Annotated in this window: 18 protein-coding genes; 8 read left to right on the top strand and 10 right to left on the bottom strand. The window is 66.7% G+C overall.

From position 1 onward, the window contains the following. The first annotated feature begins 3 nt into the window (after nt 1-3). Nucleotides 4-2,217 carry a 1,4-alpha-glucan branching protein GlgB gene (glgB, locus tag CEX88_RS02700; protein ID WP_094292328.1) on the top strand — a complete coding sequence of 738 codons (2,214 nt, stop codon included), beginning with the start codon at nt 4-6 and terminating at the stop codon, nt 2,215-2,217. 91 nt (nt 2,218-2,308) lie between these two features. Here the strand turns inward: glgB and CEX88_RS02695 are convergent, their stop codons facing one another. The 3 genes from CEX88_RS02695 to CEX88_RS02685 are packed head-to-tail and all read right to left on the bottom strand — an operon-like array spanning nt 2,309 to nt 4,846. Continuing rightward, nucleotides 2,309-3,202 carry a tetratricopeptide repeat protein gene (locus tag CEX88_RS02695; RefSeq protein WP_202931355.1) on the bottom strand — a complete coding sequence of 298 codons (894 nt, stop codon included), beginning with the start codon at nt 3,200-3,202 and terminating at the stop codon, nt 2,309-2,311. 13 nt (nt 3,203-3,215) lie between these two features. Beyond that, on the bottom strand, nt 3,216-3,599 hold the full coding sequence (locus CEX88_RS02690) for a DUF3817 domain-containing protein (protein ID WP_094292326.1): 384 nt from the start codon (nt 3,597-3,599) through the stop codon (nt 3,216-3,218). Nucleotides 3,600-3,643: 44 nt separating this feature from the next. Further along, complete coding sequence (locus CEX88_RS02685; protein WP_094292325.1) at nt 3,644-4,846, bottom strand: acetyl-CoA C-acetyltransferase; 1,203 nt, start codon at nt 4,844-4,846, stop codon at nt 3,644-3,646. A gap of 83 nt (nt 4,847-4,929) precedes the next feature. Between CEX88_RS02685 and mce the strand changes: the two genes are divergently transcribed. Beyond that, on the top strand, nt 4,930-5,406 hold the full coding sequence (gene mce / locus CEX88_RS02680; protein ID WP_066843463.1) for a methylmalonyl-CoA epimerase: 477 nt from the start codon (nt 4,930-4,932) through the stop codon (nt 5,404-5,406). Here the strand turns inward: mce and CEX88_RS26250 are convergent. Both CEX88_RS26250 and nucS read right to left on the bottom strand, forming a co-directional pair. Further along, a complete protein-coding gene (locus tag CEX88_RS26250; protein WP_082961674.1) occupies nt 5,403-5,699 on the bottom strand; it encodes a hypothetical protein in 297 nt (98 codons plus the stop codon). The genes mce and CEX88_RS26250 overlap by 4 nt on opposite strands. Beyond that, nucleotides 5,699-6,370 carry an endonuclease NucS gene (gene nucS, locus CEX88_RS02670; protein ID WP_066843461.1) on the bottom strand — a complete coding sequence of 224 codons (672 nt, stop codon included), beginning with the start codon at nt 6,368-6,370 and terminating at the stop codon, nt 5,699-5,701. The genes CEX88_RS26250 and nucS overlap by 1 nt, the downstream gene beginning before the upstream one ends. Nucleotides 6,371-6,415: 45 nt before the next feature. Here nucS and CEX88_RS02665 point away from each other — a divergent pair, with 45 nt between their 5' ends. After that, the gene (locus tag CEX88_RS02665) at nt 6,416-8,020 is read left to right on the top strand and encodes an adenylate/guanylate cyclase domain-containing protein (protein ID WP_094292324.1); all 1,605 of its coding nucleotides are present in this window, start codon (nt 6,416-6,418) and stop codon (nt 8,018-8,020) included. Here the strand turns inward: CEX88_RS02665 and glsA are convergent. Further along, a complete protein-coding gene (gene glsA / locus CEX88_RS02660; protein WP_094292323.1) occupies nt 8,009-9,301 on the bottom strand; it encodes a glutaminase A in 1,293 nt (430 codons plus the stop codon). The genes CEX88_RS02665 and glsA overlap by 12 nt on opposite strands. 9 nt (nt 9,302-9,310) lie before the next feature. After that, complete coding sequence (locus tag CEX88_RS02655) at nt 9,311-10,744, bottom strand: carotenoid oxygenase family protein (protein WP_094292322.1); 1,434 nt, start codon at nt 10,742-10,744, stop codon at nt 9,311-9,313. Nucleotides 10,745-10,809: 65 nt separating this feature from the next. Here CEX88_RS02655 and CEX88_RS02650 point away from each other — a divergent pair, with 65 nt between their 5' ends. After that, complete coding sequence (locus CEX88_RS02650; RefSeq protein ID WP_231984711.1) at nt 10,810-11,466, top strand: TetR/AcrR family transcriptional regulator; 657 nt, start codon at nt 10,810-10,812, stop codon at nt 11,464-11,466. A gap of 38 nt (nt 11,467-11,504) precedes the next feature. On the opposite strand, the gene CEX88_RS02645 is transcribed toward CEX88_RS02650, so the two are convergent. Further along, nucleotides 11,505-12,956: a cytochrome P450 gene (locus CEX88_RS02645; RefSeq protein ID WP_231984712.1), complete on the bottom strand. Its 1,452-nt coding sequence runs from the start codon at nt 12,954-12,956 to the stop codon at nt 11,505-11,507. Nucleotides 12,957-13,038: 82 nt separating this feature from the next. Between CEX88_RS02645 and CEX88_RS02640 the strand changes: the two genes are divergently transcribed. Next, nucleotides 13,039-13,746 (top strand): TetR/AcrR family transcriptional regulator, encoded by a 708-nt coding sequence (locus CEX88_RS02640; RefSeq protein WP_068201185.1) that lies wholly within the window; start codon nt 13,039-13,041, stop codon nt 13,744-13,746. A gap of 15 nt (nt 13,747-13,761) precedes the next feature. On the opposite strand, the gene CEX88_RS02635 is transcribed toward CEX88_RS02640, so the two are convergent. Together CEX88_RS02635 and CEX88_RS02630 are read right to left on the bottom strand one after the other, a co-directional pair. Next, the gene (locus CEX88_RS02635; RefSeq protein ID WP_064397358.1) at nt 13,762-14,292 is read right to left on the bottom strand and encodes a hypothetical protein; all 531 of its coding nucleotides are present in this window, start codon (nt 14,290-14,292) and stop codon (nt 13,762-13,764) included. A gap of 85 nt (nt 14,293-14,377) precedes the next feature. Continuing rightward, a complete protein-coding gene (locus CEX88_RS02630; protein WP_094292321.1) occupies nt 14,378-15,586 on the bottom strand; it encodes a cytochrome P450 in 1,209 nt (402 codons plus the stop codon). Nucleotides 15,587-15,697: 111 nt separating this feature from the next. On the opposite strand from CEX88_RS02630, the gene CEX88_RS02625 reads away from it, so the two are divergent. From CEX88_RS02625 to CEX88_RS02615, 3 genes are all read left to right on the top strand, one after another. Then, nucleotides 15,698-16,894, top strand: coding sequence for a thiolase C-terminal domain-containing protein (locus CEX88_RS02625; protein WP_094292320.1), 1,197 nt, complete (start codon nt 15,698-15,700; stop codon nt 16,892-16,894). A gap of 8 nt (nt 16,895-16,902) precedes the next feature. Then, a complete protein-coding gene (locus CEX88_RS02620; RefSeq protein ID WP_094292319.1) occupies nt 16,903-17,322 on the top strand; it encodes a Zn-ribbon domain-containing OB-fold protein in 420 nt (139 codons plus the stop codon). Between the two features lies 1 nt (nt 17,323). Next, nucleotides 17,324-18,460: CaiB/BaiF CoA transferase family protein (locus tag CEX88_RS02615; RefSeq protein WP_094292318.1), on the top strand; the 1,137-nt coding region annotated here is incomplete at its 3' end.

The raw sequence follows: 18,460 nt of genomic DNA, 5'->3' as shown, positions 1-18,460 counted from the left end.
GACATGACGCAGACCAAACAAGCGAGCAGCCCACATCTGCGGCCGCACACCGCCGACCTCAACCGGCTGCTGGCCGGCGAGCACCACGACCCGCATTCGGTGCTCGGCGCCCACGAGTACGACGACCACACCGTGATCCGCGCCTATCGACCCCATGCCGTCGAGGTGGTCGCGGTCATCGGCGGTGAGCGATATGTGTTCCAGCACATCGAAGCCGGGTTGTTCGCGGTCGCACTGCCGTTCACCGGGCTGGCCGACTATCGGCTCGAGGTGCACTACCCCGGTAGCGACGCCTCGACCCAGGTACACACGGTGGCCGACGCGTACCGGTTCCTGCCCACGCTCGGCGAGGTCGACTTGCACCTTTTCTCCGAGGGCCGCCACGAGCGGTTATGGGAGATCCTCGGCGCACACCCCCGCAGCTACACCACCCCCGACGGCGTCGTCGACGGTGTCTCGTTCGCGGTGTGGGCTCCGAACGCCAAGGGCGTCAGTCTGATCGGCGAGTTCAACCACTGGGACGGCAACGAAGCCCAGTTGCGTGTGCTCGGGTCGACCGGCGTGTGGGAGGTGTTCTGGCCGGGCTTCGAGATCGGCGGGTTGTACAAGTTCCGCATCCACGGCGCCGACGGTTCGGTCAGCGAGCGCGCCGATCCGATGGCGTTCGCGACCGAGGTACCGCCCAAGACCGCCTCGAAGGTGACCCGCAGCGACTACACGTGGGCGGACGACGAGTGGATGACGCGCCGCGCGGCCCAGAACCCGGTGTTCGAGCCGATGAGCACCCTCGAGGTGCACCTGATGTCGTGGCGTCCTGGTCTGAGCTATCGCGAACTGGCCTCCCAGCTCACCCAATACGTTGTCGAGAACGGGTTCACCCATGTCGAGCTGATGCCCGTGGCCGAGCATCCGTTCGGCGGCTCGTGGGGTTATCAAGTCACCTCGTATTACGCGCCGACGTCGCGGCTGGGCACCCCCGACGAGTTCCGCCACCTCGTCGACACGCTGCACCAGGCCGGCATCGGCGTGATCATGGACTGGGTGCCCGCCCACTTCCCGAAGGACGCCTGGGCGCTCGGCCGTTTCGACGGCACCGCGCTCTACGAGCACTCCGATCCTCGCCGCGGCGAGCAATTGGATTGGGGCACTTACGTCTTCGATTTCGGCCGTGCCGAGGTGCGCAACTTCCTGGTGGCCAACGCGTTGTACTGGCTGCAGGAGTACCACATCGACGGCCTGCGGGTGGATGCGGTCGCCTCGATGCTCTACCTCGACTACTCGCGCCCCGAAGGCGGATGGACCCCGAACATCTACGGCGGTCGCGAGAACCTCGAAGCCGTGCAGTTTCTTCAGGAGATGAACGCGACCGTGCACAAGGCCGCCCCCGGCATCGTGACGGTCGCCGAAGAGTCCACCTCGTGGCCCGGAGTGACCAGGCCGACGAACCTTGGCGGCCTTGGCTTCTCGATGAAGTGGAACATGGGCTGGATGAACGACACGCTGGAGTTCATCAAACGCGATCCGATCCACCGCAGCTACCACCACCACGAGATCACCTTCTCGATGCTCTACGCGTTCAGCGAGAACTATGTGCTGCCGATCAGCCATGACGAGGTCGTGCACGGCAAGGGCACGCTGTGGGGCAGGATGCCGGGCAACGACCACAACAAGGCCGCCGGGCTGCGCAGCCTGCTGGCGTATCAGTGGGCGCATCCAGGCAAGCAGCTGCTGTTCATGGGCCAGGAGTTCGGTCAGCGCGCCGAGTGGTCCGAGGAGCGTGGCGTGGACTGGTATCAGCTCGACGAGAACAGCTTCTCGACCGGCATCCAGCGCATGGTGCACGACATGAACACCGTCTACCGAACCCGGCGGGCGCTGTGGTCCCAAGACACCCGACCCGAGGGCTACAGCTGGATCGACGCCAACGATTCGGCCAACAACGTGCTGAGCTTCCTGCGCTACGGCGACGATGGCTCCGTGCTGGCGTGCGTGTTCAACTTCTCCGGCGCCGAGCACTCCCGCTATCGCCTGGGGTTACCGCACGCAGGCACCTGGCGCGAGGTGCTCAACACCGACGCCGACATCTACAACGGGTCGGGCATCGGTAACTACGGTGCGGTGGAGGCGACCGACGAGCCGTGGCACGGGCGTCCGGCGTCGGCGGTCATGGTGCTGCCCCCGCTGTCCGCGCTTTGGTTCGAATACGTCGCCGAGTAGGGGACGCCAGGTTGCGCCGCAACCGACGCAATGGCGGAAAAACACAACGAGAAACCGCCAATTCGTCGGCTTCGACGAAAGGTATTGAAGGTCAGTACAGCGCGTTGGCCAGCTTGCGCCGACCGGCGATGACCTCGGGATCGGCCGGATCGAACAGGTCGAACAGCTCGATCAGTCGCGTACGCACGGTGGTGCGGTCGTCGCCGGACGTCCGCTTGACGAGGTCGATGAGCCGGTCGAAGGCCGCCGCGATGTTCTGCTGGAGGACCTCGACGTCGGCGGCGGCGAACGCCAACTCGATGTCGCCGCGGTCCGCGTCGGCGGCGGCGATCGCGTCGGGCGTCCGGGTGGTGGCCCGCTGCAGGAAATCGATCTGGCGGACGGCGCCCTTGGCTTCGGCGTGACCGGGGTTGGCGTCGAGAATCACCTGGTACGCGGAGCGCGCGGCATCGAAGTCACCGGCGTCCAGATGCGAACGCGCCTGCGCGAGTTCGGGATCGACCTCTTCGGACTCCCCCTCCTCAGCTCCGCCGGGCAACTTACCCGCGACCGCGTTCAGCAGCGAGTCGATCCACCGGCGCAACTGCTCGGGAGGCTGCATGCCCTGGAAACTCGACAGGGGTTGTCCGGCGGCCAGCGCGACCACGGTCGGGATCGCCTGCACACCGAACATCTGCGCCACGCGGGGGACGACGTCGACGTTGACCGTCGCCAACGCCCATTTCCCGCCGTCGGCTGTGGCCAGTTGACCGAGGGCATCACCCAATTGGACGCTCGCATCGCTGCGCGGTGACCACAGCAGCACCACGACGGGAACTTGATTGGACCGGACCAGCACCTCGGCTTCGAGGTTCGCCTCGGTGACTTCCACTCCACCGGCGGGCGAAGACGATTCGCTATCACCCGTCGAGGGCCGCTGCTTGAGGGCGGACAGATCAACCGCACCGGCCATCGAGGCCGCGATAGAGGGGCGTGGACGACTCACGCCCATAAGTTTGTCACGTCGTTTCACCGACCGGCTGCCCCGGTTGCGCGATCGGCGCGACGACGGACTCCGCTCCCAGCCGGCCGGTGCGCTCCACCCACATGAGGAAGACCACACTGGCGAGCGGCACGATGCTCGCGACGATCCCCAGCAACCACGTACCAGTCGCCCATTTGAACATCACGGCCGCGAGCAACCCGAGCGCGACGAACGCCACGAAGACCGCTCCGTGGGCGGGGCCGAACACCTTGACGCCGATCTCGGTGCGCGGGGTGCCGAGGTACTTGAAGTACATGCCGATCAGCAGTCCGACCCAGCTCACCGCCTCGAGCAGGGCGACGAAACGGAACCATCCCGCGACGGTGCGCTGATTCAGCAGGCGAGTCATGGCCGCCATTGTGCCCGAAACACGTGTCGATTACTACACGCCGTCGTAGGACCTCAGCCCCCGCGGAGGATCAGCGCATCACCCTGACCGCCGGCCCCGCACAGCGCGGCCACGGCGTAACCAGAACCTTGCTTCTTCCCGTCGCCCCGGCGCCGGGCGAGCTCGAGCGCCGCATGCAACGTGATGCGGGCGCCCGACATCCCGATCGGATGTCCGATGGCGATCGCACCGCCGTTGACGTTGACCTTGCCGGGATCGACTCCGAGCTTCTTTGTCGAGGCCAGCGCGACCGCGGAGAACGCCTCGTTGATCTCGATGACGTCGAGCTGATCGACCGAGATGCCCTCACGCGCAACCGCCTTCTTGATGGCGTTGGCCGGCTGCGACTGCAGCGTGGAGTCCGGGCCTGCGACGACACCGTGCGCACCGATCTCACACAGCCACGACAGCCCCAGTTCCTCGGCCTTGGCCTTGTTCATCACGACGACGGCACACGCGCCGTCGGAGATCTGCGAGGCCGACCCGGCGGTGATGGTGCCGTCCTTGCGGAATGCCGGCTTCAGACCGGCCAGCGACTCGACGGTGGTGTTGGCGCGGATGCCTTCGTCCTCGGCGAACTCCAGCGGGTCGCCCTTGCGCTGCGGGATCTGCACCGGCACTACCTCGTCGGCGTAGACACCGTCTTTCCAAGCGGCTGCGGCCTTCTGGTGGGACCGGGCGGCGAACTCGTCTTGTTCGGCGCGGGTGAACTGGTCGACATCGTTGCGCTGCTCGGTGAGCGCGCCCATCGGCTGATCGGTGAACACGTCGTGCAGACCGTCGTAGGCCATGTGGTCGAGCACTGTGACGTCGCCGTACTTGTAGCCCGACCGGCTGTTCATCAGCAGGTGCGGCGCCTGGGTCATCGATTCCTGGCCGCCGGCCACGACGACGTCGAACTCGCCGGCACGGATCAACTGGTCGGCCAGCGCGATCGAGTCGATACCCGACAGGCACATCTTGTTGATGGTCAGCGAGGGAACGTCCCAGCCGATACCCGCCCCGACGGCGGCCTGCCGGGCCGGCATCTGCCCGGCGCCCGCGGTGAGGACCTGGCCCATGATCACGTACTCGACGGCAGCCGCGTCGACGTTGCCGTTCTCGAGCGCCGCCTTGATCGCGATCCCGCCGAGGTCGCTGCCGGAGAAGTCCTTCAGCGAGCCCATCAGCTTGCCGACCGGTGTGCGTGCCCCGGAAACGATCACCGACGTGGTCATTTACTACCTCCGAAAAGTGGGTATAGCGATCTGTGTTCCATGACACATTCCACAAACATCTGTCTCAAGGTTACCGTTACGCTATGACCACCGAACACGTAGGCGCACGTCCAGCGCTCGCCAGCGCACTGGTGACGGCGATCGATCACGTGGGGATCGCCGTTCCGGACCTCGACGCCGCGATCAAGTGGTACCACGATCATCTCGGCATGATCGTTCTCCATGAGGAGATCAACGAGGACCAGGGCGTGCGCGAGGCGATGCTCTCGGTGCGTGGCGCCCCTGTGGGCAGCGCGCAGATCCAGTTGATGGCGCCGCTGGACGAGACCTCGACGATCGCCAAATTCATCGACAAACGCGGCCCCGGTCTTCAGCAACTGGCCTACCGCGTCAGCGATATCGACGCGCTCAGCGAGCGCCTGCGCGCCGACGGCGTGCAGTTGCTCTACGACGCCCCGCGCCGCGGCACCGCGAACTCACGGATCAACTTCATCCACCCGAAGGACGCCGGCGGCGTCCTCATCGAGCTCGTCGAGCCCGCTGCGGACGGCGACCACTAAGACCACCTGCGGGTCGGGCCACGCGTCGCGCGGTGCGTCCAGCACGGCGTGTGCCAGTGCCGACGGTCGTCGGCCGCCCGCTCCCCCACATCGGCCGGAAGTACCACGACATGTGCTGTGCCAGGCCGGATTTCGTGATCACAGCCCGGACACCGGTATGTCTTGGTGGCCCGCGCGGCGGCGATCGGACGCACCTCGTACTCGTAGCCGTCCGGCCCGGTCTCGACGCGTCGGGATGCAGGCAGCGGCGGTGGCGGCCGCTCGGACCGCCGACGAGACCGCTTGCGGGCCATCAGAACAGCCGGAACTCGTCGCTGTCCATGCCGCGCATCTTGTCGTAGTCCAACGTGACGCAGCGGATGCCGCGGTCGGTGGCCAGCGTGCGGGCCTGCGGCTTGATCTGCTGGGCGGCGAAGACTCCGGCGACCGGGGCCAGCAGGGTGTCGCGGTTGAGTAGCTCGAGATAACGGGTGAGCTGCTCCACTCCGTCGATCTCGCCGCGGCGCTTGATCTCGACCGCAACCGACCCGCCGTTGGCGTCGCGACACAACAGGTCGACCGGTCCGATCGCAGTCATGTACTCGCGCCGCACCAGCGTGTAACCCGCCCCGAGCAATTCGACGTGCTCGGCCAACAACTCCTGCAGATGCGCCTCGACGCCGTCCTTGACCAGGCCGGGATCGACGCCGAGTTCGTGGCTGGAGTCGTGTTCGATGGCTTCGACGGTGATCCGCAGCTGCTCACCGGCCCTGTTCTCGACCACCCACACGGGGGTCGGGCCGGAGGTGTCCTCGGTCAGGCGACACGGCGGGGTCATCCAGTTCAACGGTTTGTAGGCACGGTCGTCGGCGTGCACGCTCACCGAACCATCCGCCTTGATCAGCAGCAGCCGCCGCGCCGAAGGCAGGTGAGCGGTCAGGCGCCCGACGTAGTCGACAGTGCACTGGGCGATCACGAGACGCACCCGACCACCTTAGGTGGCCGCCCGGCAATTTAGGCTGAGGGGACGATGACCGCCAACAGGAGCGTCGCACATCGGCTGGGTCGCGTCCTGGAGACGGTGACCCGCCAGAGTGCGCGGCTGACCGGCACCCCGGAATACGGGTCGTGGTTACTCGGCAGGCCGGAGGAAAGTCAGGGGCGCCGACGCGTCCGTATCCAGGTGATCCTGACGTTCTTCATCCTGTTCATCAACATCCTCGGCATCGCGGTTTCGCTGCTGCTCAACGGGGTCGCAATCCCGGTTCCCAGTGTCTTCACCGACGCGCCTGCCTGGCTGACCTGGGGCGTCGTGCCTACCTACATGGTTGTCGCGCTGATCTTCGGCACGACATGGATCACTTCGCGCACCGTCGGCTCGCTGCGGTGGGCCATCGAGGAGCGGCCACCCACCCGAGAAGACCAGCGCAATGTGTTCCTCGCTCCGTGGCGAGTGGCCAAGAAGCTCCTGCTGTTGTGGGGCATCGGCACGGTGCTGCTGACCGTGCTGTACGGGATGCAGGACCCCGCGTTCATTCCCCGGTTCCTGCTCGCGGTGGGCTTTCCCGGCATCGTGGTGGCGACCGCCTGCTACATGGTCACCGAGTTCGCTCTGCGCCCGATCGCCGCTCAGGCGCTCGAGGCCGGTCGCCCCCCGCGACGATTGGCGCACGGCGTCATGGGCCGCACCATGACGGTCTGGCTGCTCAGTTCCGGGGTGCCGGTGCTCGGCATCCTTCTGCTCGCGGTGTTCACACTGGCGCTGCGGAACCTCACCGCTACCCAGTTCGCGGTAGCCGTGATGATCATCGCGGTGATCGCCCTCGCCTTCGGGCTGACTCTGATGTGGCTGCTGTCGTGGCTCATCGCCACCCCGGTCCGAGTTGTGCGCTCGGCTCTCAAGCACGTCGAGGAGGGCGATCTGGACTGCAGTCTCGTCGTTTTCGACGGCACCGAACTCGGTGAGCTACAGCGGGGGTTCAACAAGATGGTGCACGGGCTCAAGGAACGTGAACGCCTGCGCGACATCTTCGGGCGCCACGTCGGCCGGGAGGTCGCCGCCGAGGCCGAGAAGCAACGGCCCAAGCTCGGCGGCGAGGAGCGTCATGTCGCGGTCATCTTCGTCGACATCATCGGGTCGACGAAGCTGGTCACGTCCAAGCGCGCGACCGACGTCGTCGGCCTTCTCAACCGGTTCTTTGCGGTGGTCGTCGAGGAAGTGGATCGTCATCACGGCTTCGTCAACAAGTTCGAGGGTGACGGTGCGCTCGCGGTGTTCGGGGCTCCGGTGCGTCTGGAGAACCCGGAGGATTCGGCGCTGGCCGCCGCGCGGGCGATCGCGCGGCGCATCCACGAAGAGGTGCCCGAGTTCGATGCCGGCATCGGGGTCGCCGCCGGCGAAGCGGTGGCGGGCAACGTCGGCGCCCGAGAACGTTTCGAGTACACCGTCATCGGCGAGCCCGTCAACGAGGCGGCACGGCTGTGTGAACTGGCCAAGGAAACTCCCGGCCATGTACTGGCCAGCTCTGATGCGGTGTCGGGCGCGAGCGAAACCGAGTGCGCCCACTGGCGTTTGGGCGACGAGGTGACGTTGCGGGGCCACGACGAGCCGACGAGGTTGGCCCTACCCGCCTGAGTCACCGGTCCGCAGGTTCGCCGTGGCGCTCACCGCCTCCTCGAGCGTGCCGTACACCCTGGCGTCGAAACCCTTGGTGTGGCTCGCGGTCAGCAACCGGTCGGGGTCGACCACGTAGCCCTCCTTGCCCGCGGCCACGAGCGATTCGCGCATGCCCGCGAACATGCGGCGCGCCGCGTCGTCGACGTCGTCGACCCGGGACAACTCGAGGACCGCGACGTCGAATGCCTCGCGCTCGGAGTACACCCTGCGCAGCACCTGCTCGGCGCCGGCGAACAGCAGGTCGCCGTGCAGTTCGAATACCCGCACACCCGGTCTGACGTCGTACGTGTTGCGGATCGTCGACCGCGACTCGCGGGTGTGCGCGAGGAAGTGCAGACCGAGATCCGCCGACAGGCTGCGACACACCTCGGTCCCACGCACGCTGTTGCCCTTGGCGTCCAACAGCGGTGAGTAGACGCCGATGCCGAGCTGACCGGGCAGCACCGCCGCGATCCCGCCGCCGACGCCGCTCTTGGCGGGCATGCCGACCGCACTGGCCCAATCCCCCGCCGCGTCGTACATCCCGCACGTGACCATGACGCTCAGCGTGCGCTGCACGACCGCCGCGCTTGCCACGCGCCGTCCCGCCACGGGCTCGACGCCCCCGCGCGCGAGCGTTGCGGCCATTCTCGCCAGATCGGTGGTGGTCACCTTGATCGAGCACTGCCGGAAGTAGACGTCGAGCGTCTCGTCGGGATCGCCGTCAAGCACGCCGAAACTCTGCAGCATGTAGGCGATCGCGCGGTTGCGGCTACCGGTCGCCTGCTCTGAGCCGTAGACGTCGTGATCGATTGCGAGTTCGCGGCCCGCGAATGCCGAATAGAACTCGTGGATCTGGTTGAACCGCTCGTCGGCGGTGGCACCGGGTATCAACGAGGCCGCGGCGATCGCGCCCGCGTTGATCATCGGGTTCTTCGGCGTTTTGGTGGTTTCGTCGACGCTGATCTCGTTGAACGCCTCGCCGGAGGGTTCGACGCCGATGTTGGCGTCGACGGCTTCCATGCCGATGCGTTCGAGCGCGAGCGCGTAGGTGAACGGCTTCGATATCGATTGGATGGTGAATTCGATTGCCGTGTCGCCGGATTCGTAGACGTGGTCATCGGCCATGGACAACGACAGGCCGAAGCCGTTGGGGTCGACCGATCTCAGTTCGGGGATGTAGTCGGCCAGCGCACCTTCGTCGTTGTCGGCGTGCTGTTCCCGAATCTGGTCCAGGAACCTCTGCACCAGTTCGGCCATGAGTGAATCCTAGGCCGGTACCCAGTTTCCGTGGAACCCCGCGGGCACGCGGTGCGGCAGCCCGATGGTCGCGACGTCCTCCAGTGTCTGCGCATCGAGCAGCGCCAGCTCGCTGCGGTTGGTCCGGCGGTCGTAGACGTAGCCCATCAACACGCCGTCGTCCTCGGCCGCCTCCGGCGAGGACGGCTCGAATACGAACTCCCCGAGCACTTTCCCTTCGCCGAACGACCTCGACTGGGTTGCACCGCCGATGAAGTCGTGCTTGAGCAGGACGTCGGCGGCTTCACCACCGCGGACACTCGGGGCATATCCGTAGCGGTGGCGTCTACCGGCGCGGCGTTCGTCGACACGGGGAAACTCCTGACCGCGATCGTCGATGCGCGATTCGCGGACCTTGCCGTCGGCGAGATCGACCGTCCAGCGGTCGAGCGTCGGGGGTCCCTCGTCGGGGCCAAGCCGGTTGGTGTCGAACATCTTCGGGTGACGAACGACGTCGAGCACGATGGTGTCGCCGTCGTCGTAGGCGTTCATCGGATGGAACACGTAGCAGGGTTCGACGTCGAACCAGCGCACATCGGCGTTGCCGCCCTCGCGTGGCATCACGCCCACGCGCGCCGGATACCGCGGGTTCCACGAGTACGGGAAGCGGCGATCGGTGGTCTCGCCCCGCGGTTGCCGTGCGCTGATCGGGTCGGGGATGCGGACCCGGCCGATGAGGGCCGACAACACCAGCCGGGAGACGAACCGAAGACCGTGCGGAACCGTCATCTCCACTGCCATACCGGCGTCAAAGGTCACCGGCAGGTCGTAGAACACGACGTGGTTCTCGGTCAGCGAGAAGTCGTGCATCATCGGGCTTCCCGCGACCTCTACGTCGACCGTGCGTCGCGCGCGTCCGCCGGTGTCGATTACCGAGTACTGCACCGTATTGCCGCGGTACATGCTGTACGAGACGGCGTGCAGCTCACCGGTGTCCGGGTCACGCTTCGGATGCGCGGTGTAACCGCCGGTCAGCGTCCCGTCGAAATCGCATGCGCCGACGGTGTCGAGCTCGTCGGTGAGTTCGACGTTCGTCACGCCGGACTCGATCAGCGCGATCGTCTTGCCGGCATGCCCGATGACGTTGGTGTTGGCGCCGATTCCCGAGATCGGGAAGGACCCTTTCGGCGGCCGCTCTCCCAGGGCCCGCGCGGTCTGCGGGCCACGGACCCACCGGTTGCGATACCACTCCGCCCTGCCGTCGCGGATCCGGATGCCGTGCACCATCCCGTCTCCGATGAACCAGTGGTACAGCTCGGGATCGAGCTCCCCGATCGGGTTCGGGCCGTTGCGCAGATAGCGACCGTCGAGATGGTCGGGAATCGTCCCGGTGACCTCGAGGTCGGTCAGCGTGTGCTCGTCGTGAATCGGCGCGAAGGCGCCATCGAGGTAACGGTTCGTCATCGGGACATCCCTATAACAGTGTTATGGCCCCCTCTGTATAACACCGTTATGGCACCATGGCAAGGGTGAGCGGCGCTCGAGAGCACCTGGTCGAAACCGGCATCCGCATCCTCGAACGCGACGGCCTGGCCGCCCTCAGCGCGCGCAAGTTGGCAGCCGAAACCGGTACCTCCACGATGGCGGTGTACACCCACTTCGGGGGCATGTCGGGTTTGATCGACGCGATCGCCGGCGAGTCGTTCGCCCGCTTCACGCGGGCCCTGACCGAAGTGGCACCGACCGAGGACCCGGTCGCGGACTTCTTCGTGATGGGCGCTCGCTACCGGGAATTCGCGCTGCAGAACCCCCAGCGCTACCAGATGATGTTCGGCACCGCGGCCGAGTCGTTGAACCGGTACCACGCCGACCTCACGGTCACCGGCAGCGCCAGCGCCCGAAGTGAGTGGGCGGTGTCGTTCGATGCACTACTCACCGGCGTGCGCCGGATGATCGAGGCCGGGCGCATCCGCGATGACGGGGAGGCGGCCGTCGCGGGGCGGCTGTGGAGCATCAGCCACGGTGCGGTGCTGCTGGAGATCGCCGGGTTCTTCGGGCACGAGGGGCACGGCCTGACTCAGATCCTCGGTCCGTTGACCGTCGACGCGCTGGTCGGACTGGGTGACGAGCGCGACCGCACGATGGCTTCTCTGACGACCGCGATGACGACCCTGTTCGGGTCGTAGCCATCACGCGCCATGGGCTGCCGCGCAGGACCGAAATCTCAAGTGAGAGTTTCGAGCTCGATCGGCAGTGAGTCGGCCGGTGTGGGTCCGGTCCCCCACGTGAGCGGCACGCGGTAACCGTCGGGCACGCTCCAGCGGAAGCGGCGCAACAGCTTGTGCATCACCGTCTTGACCGTCATATCGGCGAACTGCTGGCCGATGCACTTGTGGGCGCCGCCCCCGAACGGCGCGAACGCATATCGGTTGACCGCCGCGCGGTTGGTCGCGTCGGTGAACCGCGAAGGGTCGAACGTGTCGGGCGCGGGCCACCAGTCGGCCAGCCGCATCGAGGCGTGCACGCTGATCGCGATCTGGGCCTTGCGCGGTATGTAGTGCCCGCAGATCTCAGTGTCGCGAATCGCCTGGCGGAACAGGGATCCCGCCGGGGCATACATGCGCAGCACTTCCTTGAACGCAGCGTCCAGCAAGGCGCACTGTTCCAGGTCGTCGAGGGTGGGCGAATCGATCGGATGGGCGACAGCCTCGTCACGAAGCATGTTCTGCCAGTGACTGTTTCGCCCCAGCTCATAGACGAGCATGGCCAGGGCGATGGCCGTGGTGTCGTGAGCGGCCATCAACAGGAAGATCATGTGGTTGACGATGTCGGCGTCGGTGAAACGTTGACCGTCGTCGGATTCGCTGCGACACAGCATCGAGAACAGATCGGCGCCCTCGCCGCGACGGCGGTCCGCGATCTGCCTGCCGAAGTAGCGCTCGAGGCGTTCTCGCGCCCGCAGTCCTCGCGCCCACGTCCCGCCGGGCACATCGGCGCGGACGATGGCCTGCCCGCCGTGCACGGTGTCGTGGAAGTCGCGGATGAGTTGGTCGGACTCCGCGCCGATTTCGGTGCCGATGAACACCTCGGCCGCCTGTTGCAACAACATCTGTTTGATCGACGGATACATCGGAAAGCGGGTCGCCGGCCGCCAGGTGGCCAGCGCGCGGTCGATGCCGTCAGCAGTCTCGGTGAGATATGTGTTGAGTGCAGTGCGCGTGAACGCCCCCTGCATGATGCGCCGGTGGTCGCGGTGTTCCTCGAAATCCAGCAGCATGATGCCGCGATGGAAGAAGGGTCCGATCACCGGTTGCCATCCCCGGGTGCTCGACAGCGCCTTGTCCCGGTTGACCCACGCCGCCTCGAGCGCTTCGGGTCCCAGCAGCACGACGACCCGGAAACCGACCCCGCCGGCCCATGACACGGGGCCGTACTTCGCGTACCGACGGCGGGCGAACTCCAACGGATCGACGAGTGTCGGCAGCACGTGGCCGAGGAACGGCACGCCGTAATTGCCCATCACCGGCGCGAGCCCGGACCCGGCAGGCGGTGTCGCCAACGGGCAGTCGCGACTGGGCCACCGGTCGCTGACCGTCGCGCCGACCTCCTGAAGCCGCCCCTGGAGCCGTTGTCGCGCATCGAGCAGTGAGGCCGGCGGGTCCATGAGGTTGATCATCGACCGATCCCTTCGACGACTATCTGGTACGTAACCGTGCCAGTTTTGTTGAAGCGTTGTCAACGGTGCGACGATCTGAACCATGGCCTCGTCGTCACCGCGCAGCTATGGAGGTGTCTCCGGCGCGCAACGTCAGCAGCAGCGCCGGTCGCGACTGCTCGAGGCTGCCCTGGAGGCGATGAGCCGCGACGAGTGGCGCGAGGTGACCGTCGAGCGCCTGTGCGCCGACGCAGGCCTCAACAAGCGCTACTTCTACGAGAGCTTCACCGAGGTCGATGCGGTGGCTGGTGCCGTGATCGATGACATCGCCGCCGCCGTCCGCGACGCAACCGTAGGCGCTGCCGTCCAAACGCAGACGAAACCCGTTGAGCAGCAGGCATTTGCGTGCGTCACGGCGTTGGTGCACAGCCTGGTCGACGATCCGCGCCGCGCGCGGGTCCTGCTGGGTGGGGTCGCTGCGACCCCGGGTCTGCGCACGCACCGCGTTGCGGTGATGCGCAGCCTGACCGACGTGCTCATCGAGCACGCGCGCACGGTGCACGGCGTCGAACTCGCCCGCGACCCGCTGGCGAAGGTCGCGCCGGCATTTCTGGTCGGAGGCACCGCCGATGCTGTTCTGGCCTTCGTCGACGGCACCGCGGCGATCACCGTCGACGAGCTGATCTCTCAGTTGACCACGCTGTGGCTGATCACCGGCGACGGCGCCGCCTCAGTCGCGCGAGGACGTTTGATGGGCGATCACGAAGCCGGAGCCGCTCCGTCGAGCCGGGTGTCCGACGTCGCCGACTGAGAGGCTGCGGTCCGCTCAGCTCTCGTCGTGCCCCACTTCGGCGGGCAGCGGTGGTGGCAGCGGCTTCTGCGATGTCGTGGGGGCCGAACTCGCCGCGGGCGGCGACGCCCCCGGGTTCGATGCGGGCGGCGACGTCCCTGGGCTCGACGCGGAGACCTCGTGGAAATCCAGCATCGCCTCGTCGCGGATGACGCGCGAACCCGCCGCGAGGATCAGCGATTCCTCGGACACGGTATACGTGATTCCGTCGTTGTCGACCGTGAACGTGTTGCCCGACTTCTCGGCGGTTTTGATCAGTTTGGCGCCGTCGCGCAACCGCACTCCGCGGTATTCATAGCTGCCGTTGGGTGTCTCGCAGATCGCCACGCGCGACGTGGCGGTACTGCCGAACACCACCGCCGAGTAGGGCGCCGCACAACGCGCGGTCGAGTCGACGTAGCCGCGGGTGTCGGATGCCGGCGCGGCGACGGCCGACGGCACGGTGAACGCAGCCGCGGCCGAGCATGCGGCCACGGCACCGACAAGAACCCACCCTCGATTCGACATTGCTTCCACGACACCACGGCATCGGCATCCGCGCACCCGACAATGACAGACGGGTTCGAATCGTTAGCACGCCGAAACCAGCCCGTTAGCAGGGCCTCGGCGTGAAGCGCACGGGAAGGGAGGACAGACCCGACGTCAGACTGGTCGCCGCCCACGTCTCGGGTCCGGCCTGCTTGATGTCGGGGAGCCGCGTGAGCAACTCACGGATCATCACCGCGCCTTCCGCGCGGCCCAGATGCGAGCCGACGCAGAAGTGCGGACCGCCGCCACCGAACGCGATGTGTTCGCTGCGTTTACGGTCGATGTCGAACGCTTCGGGATCGTCGTAGACCCGCTCGTCGCGATTGCCCGAGCCGTAGTACATGACCACGCGGTCCCTCTTGGCGATGGGCTGACCGGCCAACTCGGTGTCCTCGGTGGCCAGGCGGCGGATGTAGACCACCGGCGAGAGCAAGCGCAGCATCTCCTCGATCGCCCCGGGCAGGAGCGCGTCGAGATCCTCGACGAGGCGTCGGCGCACCTCCGGATGGTCGAACAACAGCTTCATCCCACCCGAGATGAGGTTGCGCGACGTGTCGAGACTGCCGTCGGTGAGAAGTATGAAGTTGCCGATGAACTCCATGTCGGTGATCGGGCGGCCGTCGACGTCCATGTTCGCGTAGGCGCTCAACACGTCATCGCCCGGATTCTCCCGTTTGGCGGCGAACGCCTCGAAGCCCATCCCGGCCATCTCGATGAACGCCGCGTGAAACGCCTCCTCCCCCACGATGTCTGGAGAACTGTGCGTGATCATGAACAGCTCGTGCAGGCGGTGGCCGTGTTCGCGGGGTATGCCCAGAAACGCCGCCGCCGTGTAACCGGCCATCTGACCTGCCAACTCGACCACGTCGCACTCGCCGAGACCGGCCACGTCGTCGACGATGCCGGAGGCCAACTGCTGCAGATCCGGAAGCATGTGCTTCACCCGCGCCGGGATCAACCGTGGGGCAATCACTTTCCGAAAGAGCGCGTGCCGTGGTGCGTCCATCGACAGGAAGCCGACCTCGATCTCGGCGTCGACGATGCCGACCGACGGCGAAGACTGGAACAGCTCGGGATGGTGCTCGATGTGACGGATGTCGGCATTACGCGTCACCGCCCAGAAGAAGCCGCCGTCAGGTGCCGGATGCCTGTAGACGGGCGCATTGGCCCGCAGCCAGCGGTACTGCTCGAAGGGGTGGCCGTTGCTGAACGACTTCGCCGAGTACAGATCGATGGGGATCTCCGGCGCGACGGCGTCGAGGGTGTCGGTCATCTGCAACCTCCGAGCTTCCGGTGCCGCCGGTGGGCGTCGCGGTGTCAGCCGACTCCAGCGGCCAGCCCGAATACTGTCATATTTGAGGTGTTTGACGCTAGGGTGCTTTTCATGTCCGCTCCGCCGGCACCGCATCCGCTGCGTGACCGCTGCGCGATCGTCGGCATCGGTGCCACCGACTTCAGCAGGAAGTCCGGGCGGACCGAACTGGCCCTGGCCGCCCAGGCATGCACCGCAGCGATCGCCGACACCGGACTCGCACCGGCCGACATCGACGGCATCGTGCGCTGCGAACAGGACACCGTGCGTCACAACGACCTCGCCGATGTCCTGGGTCTGCCGTCGTTGACCTACTGGGGATCGACCGGCACCGGAGGCTCGGCCCCGGCGGGAATGGTGGCCCAGGCGTGTGCGGCCATCGCGGGCGGTCTGGCCCGCTCCGTGTTGGTCTTCCGATCACTCAACGGACGTTCGGGGGCCCGATTCGGTCGTGGACGGCGCCAGAACCTGCCGGTCGGTGGGAACGGCTCGTACGACGAGTTCTTCCTCCCCTACGGCCTGATGGCGCCTGGCCAGATGTTCGCGTTGATCGCCCGACGTCACATGGTCGAATTCGGCACCGAGCCCGAACATCTGGGCGAGATCGCGCTGGCTTGCCGCGAACATGCCAACGCCAATCCCGCTGCCCAGATGCACGGCAGACCGATGACCCTGACCGACTACCTCGACTCCCGGCCCGTGACCGAGCCGCTGCGCCTCTACGACTACTGCCTGGAAACCGACGGCGCGTGCGCCGTCGTGGTGACCTCCAGCGAACGGGCGCACGATGCCGCCTCGACACCGGTATCGATCCGCGCGGTGGCCCAGGGCGCCGACGCATACCAACAACCGGGCCTCGTCTTCCCGGCACTGATGCGAGAGAGCCTGGTCGAACAACCGTCGAAGCGCACCGCCGAAACGCTCTATCACAGAGCCGGTTTGGGACCCGAGGACGTCGACGTCGCCCAGTTCTATGACTGCTTCACCATCACCGTGCTGCTTCAGTTGGAAGACTACGGCTTCGCCGCCAAGGGCGAGGGTGGTCACTTCGCCGCGAGCGGAGCACTGCGCATGGGAGGCAGCCTCCCCATCAACACGGCGGGCGGCAACTTGTCGGAGGGCTACATCCACGGCCTCAACCACGTGGTCGAAGGAGTGCGGCAGATCCGTGGGCAATCGACCAGTCAGGTGCCCGGCGCCGAGGTGTGTCTCGTGACATCGGGTCTACCGACGGCCACCAGCGCCCTGATGCTCACCGCCACCCCATAGGACTTTCCATGACCGATGCGCCCTCCCCCGTCGTCGACGACCCGGACACCGGCGGTTTCTGGCAAGCGGCACAACGCGACATGCTCGCTATCCAGTGGTGTGAGGCATGCGATCTACCGGTCCACCTGCCCCGGCCACAGTGTCCGCGGTGCGCTTCCGACGGGCTGGCTTGGCGCGAGGTTGACGGTACGGCGACCGTGTATTCCTGGGCGGTGGTTCATCATCCGGTCCACCGTGCATTCCCGGTTCCATACACCGTCGCGCTGGTCGCGCTCGCCGCACATCCCACCATTCGACTGGTCGCGCACCTCGACGGGGCTCCGCCCCTGCGCGAAGGGCAGCGCATGCGGTTCTTCACGCGTTCCGACGCGGCCGGGGTGCTGCTGCCGCAGTGGGCGCCCATCACCGACAGTGCGGAAGGAGTGTGACGTGACCAAAGTGCTGCAGGGTGTGCGGGTGCTGGAGGTGGCCCTCTACGGCTTCGTACCGGCCGCGGCCAGCGCACTGGCCGACTGGGGAGCCGACGTCGTCAAGGTCGAGCACCCCGAGACCGGTGACCCGATCCGCGGCCTGGCCGCGTTCGGGGTCAAACCCGGCGACGGCGGGGTGACCATGTTGTGGGAGGTACTCAATCGCGGAAAGCGTTGCGCGGGGATAGACATCGCCCATCCCGACGGATACGAGGCGTTGATGACGCTCGTCGACCAGGCCGACGTCTTCCTGACGAACTTCCTGGGCCCGGCCCGACAGCGCCTGTGTATCGACGCCGAACACATCCGCGCACGAAACCCGCGCATCATCTACGCCAGAGGAACCGGTCACGGCGTCCGCGGCCCCGACGCCGACCGCGGCGGCTTCGACGGCATTTCCTACTGGGCGCGAGCAGGTTTGGCGGCGGCCGCGATGCCGGCGGACTACGACTACCCGATCAATCTCCCGGGCCCCGCGGTCGGCGACATCCAGGCTGGACTCAACCTCGCGGGTGGCATCTGTGCTGCGTTGTATCACCGCGAGCGCACCGGCGAAGGTGCGGTCGTCGATGCCTCGCTGTTGTCTGCGGGGCTGTGGGCGATGCAGTCGAGCATCGCGGGCACCTATGTCACAGACCGCGACCAACTGGCCAAGGGCGATCGCCGCCGCCCGGGCAATCCCCTGGCCAACGTCTACCGGACCAGCGACGACCGCTTCGTCTTCCTCGCCATGCTCGAAGCCGACCGGTACTGGCCGGGATTCTGCAGCGCCGTCGGACGACCCGAGTGGATCGAGGATCCGGATTTCGCGACCGCCTCCTGCCGGCGCAAGAACGTGGAGCGCTGCGTCTTACTCCTCGACGAGTTGTTCGCCGAACAACCGCTGCAGCATTGGAAGACCGTGCTCGCCAGCCAGGAAGGCCAGTGGAGCATCGTGCAGTCCCCCCGCGAGACGCTCACCGACCAGCAGGCCTGGGACAACGGATTCTTCACGATGGTGGACTACGACAACGGCGCCCAGTTGCCGTTGGTGCCCGCCCCCGTCCAATTCGACGAGACCCCCGGAGATCCTGTCCCGTATACACCTCTCCGAGCC

Origin of the sequence: Mycobacterium neumannii (assembly GCF_002245615.1) — a bacterium.
GTDB lineage: Bacteria > Actinomycetota > Actinomycetes > Mycobacteriales > Mycobacteriaceae > Mycobacterium > Mycobacterium neumannii_A.
The sequence above is the reverse complement of the archived record's forward strand: the minus strand, read 5'-3'. Positions and strand labels throughout refer to the sequence as shown.